The sequence below is a fragment of the Roseospira visakhapatnamensis genome, from assembly GCF_014197915.1.
In the GTDB taxonomy this organism is placed as follows: Bacteria; Pseudomonadota; Alphaproteobacteria; order Rhodospirillales; family Rhodospirillaceae; genus Rhodospira; species Rhodospira visakhapatnamensis.
The window spans coordinates 1-8,272 of sequence record NZ_JACIGK010000059.1 but is presented as its reverse complement, the minus strand read 5'-3'; the positions used below and the strand labels follow the sequence as shown (position 1 = coordinate 8,272).

The following is an 8,272-nucleotide window of genomic DNA, read 5'->3' as shown; positions in this document are numbered from 1 at the left end:
CCATGCGGACCGACCTCCTAAAGGTCAGTCCGTTGAATCATAAAATCGATCCCATGGGAATCCCTGGCGACTCAACCCGACCCCAGAGCACTCTATTGTACGTCGCCACACAGGCCGGGGCGTGGATGATGTCTCTCGCAATTACCCGCCAACTGCTCCTCTCACCCCTCGTAGAGCACGAAGGGCGCCCAGGTGGCGGGGTCCCGTTCGGCAGAGCTAGGGCTGGTGATGTAGCGCAGCTTGGTCTTCTGTAGCGCCTCGGTGGGTGACATACCGAGGTGCGACAGCCATGTCCCGTAGAACCGGCTCATGAAAGTGGCAGTCAGCCGGTCATCAATCGTCCACAGGGCTGTCAGCACATTCTTGGCGCCGGCCACCTCAATCCGGACCCTTGCCCCCTAACTCTTATCAGAAAAATCCGATAGGATTCGTAAGGGAATCCTCCGCCAGCCCCACCAGCAGCGCCGAGGTGTCGGGAGACAGATCCCACCAGACATCCGCCATGCCATCACCTGAGTCATGTTGGTGTGCCCAAAGGTCTCCCTGGAGCCCGAGATCACCCAGATCAAGGGGCGATTGGTCACCGATCTCCGATCGCAGGACCGCCAGCCAGCCGGCGGTCTCTCCATCTGCTTCCGATATGACCGTTACCGGGAGTGGGTCCATCGCCATCGCCGTCGCCACCATCAGTGCCGGCACCATGGCCCGCATATCGGCGGGTGTCCAAACCGTGCCGTCGTCGAAGACGATTTCCTCAATGGTGTCGTACCTCGACCCGTTGAGTGTGTTCCACACGGTGATCTGGTCGCTTGACCCCGCGAAGGTCAGCCGGAGGTCGTCGCTACCCTCCGTGACCCTGGAAACGATCACGTCCTCGGCGGCATGGCCACGAATGATCAGTCGATCGGTATCAGAGAACCCGTTATCTTCAATGCTATCGATCCCATCCCCAGCATTGAAGATGTAGGTGTCGCTGCCGTCGCCGCCGGTAATCGTGTCATTTCCGGTACCGCCGGTGATCGTGTCGGCGCCGTTTCCGCCGTCAATGACGTCGTTGCCCGCGAGGCCGTCGATGGTTTCACTTTCGAAGAAGCCGTGGATCATATCGTCACCCGTCGTGGCTTCCTGGGCGAGGAGAGTGGCCCGCATATCGGCGGGTGTCCAAACCGTGCCGTCGTCGAAGACGATTTCCTCGATGGTATCGTACTTCGATCCGTTGAGTGTGTTCCACACGGTGATCTGGTCGCTTGACCCCGCGAAGGTCAGCCGGAGGTCGTCGCTACCCTCCGTGACCCTGGAAACGATCACGTCCTCGGCGGCATGGCCACGAATGATCAGTCGATCGGTATCAGAGAACCCGTTATCTTCAATGCTATCGATCCCATCCCCAGCATTGAAGATGTAGGTGTCGCTGCCGTCGCCGCCGGTAATCGTGTCATTTCCGCTACCGCCAGTGATCGTGTCGGCGCCGTTTCCGCCGTCAATGACGTCGTTGCCCGCGAGGCCGTCGATGGTTTCACTTTCGAAGAAGCCGTGGATCACATCGTCACCCGTTGTGGCTTCCTGGGCGAGGAGCGTGGCCCGCATATCGGCGGGTGTCCAAACCGTGCCGTCGTCGAAGACGATTTCCTCGATCGTGCCCCAGTTGTCGCCGTTGAGTGTGTTCCACACGGTGATCTGGTCGCTCGACCCCGCGAAGGTCAGCAGAAGGTCGTCGCTGCCCTCCGTGACCCTGGAAACCGTCACGTCCCCGACCGCATGGCCATGAATGACCAGTCGATCGGTATCGTGAAACCCGCTATCCTTAACGCTGTCGATCCCATCCCCAGCATTGAAGATGTAGGTGTCGCTGCCGTCGCCGCCGGTAATCGTGTCATTTCCGGTACCGCCGGTGATCGTGTCGGCGCCGTTTCCGCCGTCGATGACATCGTCGCCGCCCAGGCCGTTGAGCACATCGGCGGCATCGGTTCCCTCAATGGTGTCGTCGCCCTCGGTGCCCACATCGCTGAGAAGCCGGTCCCGCAGGTCCTGCATGGTCCAGGTGGTGCCATCGTCGAAGACGATCTGCTCCACACCCCGTTCGTAATGGGGGTCCAGGGTGTTCAGGATGCTGACGGCGCCGCCGTCACCGGCGCCGGCGGTGCTTTCGGCGATGTGCAGGGTGACGTTGGCGCCATCCCGCGACAGGCTCACCGCCTCGACCGCAATGCCCTGCAGGCGCAGGGTGTCGGCGGTGCCGCCGAAAGTTTCACCGTCGCTGACGGTGTCGCTGCCGTCGCCGCGGACGTAGACGAAGGTATCGTTGCCGCCGCCGCCGGTGATGGTGTCGTCGCCTAGCCCGCCGGTGATCGTGTCGTCGCCGTTTCCGCCGTCAATGACGTCGTTGCCCGCGAGGCCGTCGATGGTTTCACTTTCGAAGAAGCCGTGGATCACATCGTCACCCGTTGTGGCTTCCTGGGCGAGGAGCGTGGCCCGCATATCGGCGGGTGTCCAAACCGTGCCGTCGTCGAAGACGATTTCCTCGATCGTGCCCCAGTTGTCGCCGTTGAGTGTGTTCCACACGGTGATCTGGTCGCTCGACCCCGCGAAGGTCAGCAGAAGGTCGTCGCTGCCCTCCGTGACCCTGGAAACCGTCACGTCCCCGACCGCATGGCCATGAATGACCAGTCGATCGGTATCGTGAAACCCGCTATCCTTAACGCTGTCGATCCCATCCCCAGCATTGAAGATGTAAGTGTCGCTGCCGTCGCCGCCGCTCAGGTTGTCGTCGCCCAGCCCCCCGGTGACCGTGTCGGCGCCGTCGCCGCCGGTAATCGTGTCATTTCCGGCGCCGCCGTCTAAGATGTTGTTCGACGAGGATCCGGTCATTACATCGGCATAGTCACTGCCAACAATGCGTTCAACGTGAACAAAAGTATCTCCGGCGACGTATTGACTATCCGACTCCCTTGACGCGAGATCAAGAACAATGCCGGCCGTCGCTAGTTGATAACTGGCTGTATCAAAGCCAACTCCACCATCAAAGTGATCGATGCCAATGCCGGCAAGGAGAATGTCGTTACCGTCATCCCCGGACAAAAAGTTGACGCCGGCCCCACCGATCAAGGTATCGTCACCTCTGCCGCCGGACAGGGTATCGGTGCCGGCCTCACCAGTAAGGACATCCTGACCAGCACCGCCCGACAGCACGTTGTCGCCGTCGTTTCCGCGCAGAGTGTCGCCACCATCACCGCCGACGACATTCTCGATGCTAATGTAGCTGTCCCCTTCGGCGCTCCCGTCAACGCCAATATTGCTCGTCAAGTCAACCGAAACTGCTGTGTGATCCTTGGCGTAGCTTGCCGTATCAATGCCGCTGCCGCCGTCAAGAAGGTCCGCGCCCTGGCCGCCTCCCAGGATGTCGTTGCCACCTTCTCCGTACAGTACGTCGTCCCCATACCCGCCATCCAAACTGTCGTCACCCAGACCGCCATAAACCGTGTCGATGCTACCAAGGCCCACGAAGACATCGGCGGCAGCCGTCCCGTTGAATGTGTAGCTAGGCGCGACCGTGAACGCGACCGTGCCGATGCCTTCGCCGGCTTTTCCGTCGCCAACGGCATAGTCAAACGACGTCGTGCCGACGAAATCAGGATCCACCAGGAACCCTGCGTCCCCGTCGCCGCTCAAGCTCACGGATCCGTTATCGGACCGGTAAACGGTTGTAATGGTTAACGTATCCAAGTCTGCATCGGTCGCGCCCTCAAGCAGAGTGCCCTGCGGCAAGTCAAAGGGCATCCATTGGGTCAGATGAAAGCTGTGGGACGCAGCAGTGGGCGCGGTGTTCGGCCCCGCCACGTAGACGCTCTGATCGTTGAACTCCAAGACCTCAATGTCGCTGAGCGTGTCCGTCCCCTCAAGGCCCGACACGGTGATCGAACTGCCGTTGTCGGTGATCACGTAGTCCGACACAGCCCCCACGTAGAAAGCGGTATCGTTGCCAACACCGCCCGACAGCAGGTCGTCCCCGGCGCCACCGAACAGCGTATCATCGCCATCACCCCCGGAAACATCGTCAGCGCCCTCGCCGCCGGCTAGAACGTCATCGCCCAGTCCGCCTTGGAGGCTGTCTTCGCCCGCTGCCCCGCGCAGAACATTGTCTTCGTCGTTCCCCACCAGAGTGTCCGCGAACTCGGTTCCATGGACAATCTCGATGGCCACCAGTGTGTCGCCGTCTGCATCGCCACCGCTCGCCGCTCCCGTTGCCAGATTCACCTGGATCGCCGCCCCGGAGGCGCCATAATCCGCTGTATCGGAGCCCTCTCCACCCTCGAGTGTGTCGGCCCCAACACCGCCGGTCAGGACATCGTGCCCCCGCCCGCCGACAATGCGATTGGCCTCGTCGTTGCCAACCACCACATCATCGCCATCTCCCATGATGACGTCCTCGATGACCGTGTCCGCCGCGATGGTCAGGGTGTTGCCCATGATCGCGCTGGTCTCGCCGGCCACCAGGGAGACCTCGGAATCATAGTAGATGGAAGACAGGTTGAGGGTGTCATGCCCACCCGTGTCGCTCAACTGCCGCCGCCCGGCGTCGAAGCCGGAGGTGAACGCCGCAAAATCCGGGGTGTAGACGTAGACGTCGTCGACCGATGGGGCATCGCCATAGAAGTCGATCTCCCAGTTGTTCAGCGTCCCCACCTCGCCGGTCGCGGCGTCGGTGACGCGCAGGGTCCAGTCACCCTGGCTGCTCTCGCCCCAATGGTGGGTCGTGGAAAAACGCCAGGATATATTGTCCTTAGTCGCGCCGCGGTCGTCCGGGTCGTCCGGTGCCTTGCCCGGGCGGTCCGCGAGCACGCTCGTGGTGCCGTCGGGGGAGACCAACTCGAGGACCATATCCCCCTTCAGGGTGTGGTCGATCCTCACCGTCACCTCGACGTGGTCGATGGTCACATCCTCGGTGATGGTGATGGTGTCGGACACCGATCCGTCGTCGGGGATGGCAACGGCGAGCGTGCTGGTGCCTGTCGCATGGACCTCGTTCGCCGAGGTGGCCTGACCGATCCAGCTTTCCGACAAGCGCACGGCGATGTAGGAGTCCACCAGCCCGAAACCATAGTCATGGCTCACCTCCAGCCCGCCGCCGTTCCAGGTGGTGGCGCCGTTGGTCTCCCAGCCGTCATGGTCCTCGTCCGAGTTCCAGGCCGAGTAGGCGAGGATTTCCTGGACGTCCCGCCAGCCCAGCAGGGGGTTGGCCTCCAGCATCAGGGCGACGACGCCGGTCACCCCCGGTGCCGCGGCGGATGTCCCAGCCGCGACGTGGTAGTCCTCGCCCAGGACGGAGGTACTGTCCGCGTATCCGTCCGAACCGGTCACGTCGGTAGAGACGATGCTCGTGCCCGGCGCCGAAACCAGGATGGCGGAGCCGGGACTGCTGAAATCGCTGATGGTGCCGTCGGTGTCGACCGCGGCGACCGCGATTGCGTGCCGCGAGTTGGGGCCATCGTAATAGGTCGCATGCTCGCCGTCCTGGCGCTCGTTACTGGCGACAAAGACGCTGTTGGTGCCCAGACCGTCGCGCCCGGTCTCGGCAAGGGTTTCCAGGCTGCGGCTGATCAATGTTCCGCTTCCCCCATAAAGGGTGTCTACAGACTGGGTCCAACTGTTGTTGACGACGTCAAAGGTCTCAAGGCCGCCGAAGCTCCAGTCAAACCAGTTGGGGTGCTCATAGACGGCCACCGTGGCGTCATAGGCCACACCGACGATGCCTTCTCCATTGCGTGCGGCGCCGACGACGCCTGTCACGAACGTGCCGTGGGCGTCCACGCCCGGGTCTTCGTCGATGGTGCTGTCGTAGTTGGGCGCAATGTCCGGATGCGTCTGATCTACACCCCCGTCATGCACGGCGACCTTGACGCCCTCGCCCGTGTAGTCGTCCCAAACACTGGTCACGTTGAGCGCGCGCAGGGACCACTGATACTGCATGAGGTCATCGTCTGGGTCAGCGATGACCCAATCCACGGTGGTGACTGCGTCGTCAGTCAGGCCGTGTCCATCATCGACCACATAACGGAACTCGGTCTCAGGCGAAGTATCCGTATCGGCCGTTAGGGTGATATTTCCTTCGGAGTCAATTGACGCAGTTCCGCCATCGACGGCGCCAATGCCGACGATCTGCGCTCGATCCTGATCCGCATCCCAGTCGTTGGCCAACAAACTGTCGGCAGAGAAGGTGTTGCCGTCCTTCGCGGTCTGGGTCCGGAAAACATCACCTCTGACGTTCGGAGCCGTATTGGTGCCATCCAAGTGGACGACGGTATCCTCGAAAATCAGACGCTCCACACCGACCAGACTGTCGATGCCGTCGTCTCCGTCCGCATCGTTGAGGTCCGTGACCGTCGCGAAACTTTCATCTCCCGCAATCTGATAGTCCGCAGCCTTTCCTAAAAAGACCGCCACATCCAGGCCCGAGCCGCCGTCCAGACGGTCGTTGCCGGCGCCACCGACGAGCCAATCGGCTCCGTGACCGCCGTTCAGAATGTCATCGCCTGTGGCGCCGTCCAGAAAAACATCCTCAACAGCCGACGAAGCGTTCAGTGTGTCATTACCCGCACTGCCTATAACTTGCTCCAAGTTATGGGCAGATACGTTTAGTGAAACACCAACATTGCCAAGAACAAAAGCCGTATCGCGACCACCTCCTCCATCAAAGATAGTGTCTCTGGAATCGATCAGCAAGACATCGTTACCATCCCCCCCATCCAAATCGTCCTGCCCATCTCCTCCGCTCAGCACGTCATTCCCGGCACCACCTTGCAATAGGTCGTCGCCGCCGCCACCAAAAAGCCCAACATCCAGCGCAAGTCCTGCTATAAGCGTGTCTGCACCGCCACCACCAATGGTAATTTCGAACTCGGCCGCCCCCAGATCAATATTGACAGCGTCGTCGGTCTGGACCACAGCAATATCGACACCGCCCCCACCCGAAACGCCGCGCCCCAAATCGCCAGCATCTATAGCGACCAAGTCATCGCCATCGCCTGCGTAGATTCGGTCAGCACCGGATCCACCATACAGTTTATCGTTTCCGGCGCCGCCGATGATAAAATCATCTCCGGCGCCACCGGCAACAAACATATCCTTGGACCCAGATGCGCCAACTGTGTCGCTTCCTTCCGTCCCGATCACCCCATCATACGGGGTCAAAGCCAAATCAAAGGCTTGGCCGTTGGGATCAGTCAAGACCTTCCATATGTCTTGAGTCCCAACCTCGTAGGAAAGAACAATTTCATCGCCCATCCTTTCCACGACCATTCCGTTGGAGTCGTACTCCAGGGCAAGCGCGAAAATGCTGAGAGTGCCTTCGGTTGTGGTAACATGCCCTGTTTCAAGGACGTAGCCGCCACTGATTTGTTGCACAACCTGGGCTCCGTCAGGCGCGCTCGCCTGATCAGGATAGAGTTCGTCGCCGTCTACCGTGCCATCGCCATTGGTATCCGCCCAGAAGACCGCGCCCTCCTCCCCGGACTCGACCGGTGTGGCGGTCAGGTCGATGGTCGTGACGCCTGCATCGGCGAGCGTGGTCACCTCACTGTCGTCGGACACACCGTTTCCGTTTGCGTCGACCCACAGAAGCAGTGATTGATAGACGGTATCGGATGCGTCGATCACGCCATCGCCGTTGTCATCATGCCCGGCCAGGCGGTCCAGTTCCGTGACACCGGGGCCACCGTCAGCGAACCGAATTTCCTGGCCGGTGTCGATCAAGCCGTTGTCATTAAGGTCGCGAGAGAGGATCGCATCGGTTGTTGACCACGGCACTGCCTCAGAAAATCCATCGTCGTCAATGTTGAAGAAAACACCAGAAAAATACATCGGATCCAGGTCGAGGCCATCCCCATCGATATCCAAGAACAGTGGATCATTAGCTCTGCTTTTGTTCTGTATATAAAGAGCCATATTACCGGGTAGCGTAACAAAATCAAAAACACCATGAAAAAAACTTCCTATACTGTTTGCCATATCTCCAGTATTATCGTCGCCACTAAAATTCTTGTAAAGAGATCCCGCGCCGGACATGTGAGCGTGCAGTATTCCACTTACAATATCTCTCGCATTTTCCGACGCTGCATCCCTATAAAAATCCTTCCATGGATCATCATCCGGATCGTTTGGATTGTCTCCTGTTCCACCAGGGAGGCTTATCCCTTTGAGTCCGGGACCACATCATGTGGTGACAGGTGGTCCGGAATCGCGTAGAACGAAGAGTGAACAACCGCCGTTTCCGGAG

2 protein-coding genes are annotated in these 8,272 nt (G+C 60.3%); both read right to left on the bottom strand.

Annotated features, from left to right (window positions below; genetic code table 11):
* Nucleotides 1-161: 161 nt before the first annotated feature.
* Nucleotides 162-377 carry a CHAT domain-containing protein gene (locus GGD89_RS19010; protein ID WP_184048937.1) on the bottom strand — a complete coding sequence of 72 codons (216 nt, stop codon included), beginning with the start codon at nucleotides 375-377 and terminating at the stop codon, nucleotides 162-164.
* 31 nt (nucleotides 378-408) lie between these two features.
* Nucleotides 409-7,893 (bottom strand): calcium-binding protein, encoded by a 7,485-nt coding sequence (locus tag GGD89_RS19005; RefSeq protein ID WP_184048935.1) that lies wholly within the window; start codon nucleotides 7,891-7,893, stop codon nucleotides 409-411.
* Nucleotides 7,894-8,272 lie beyond the last annotated feature (379 nt).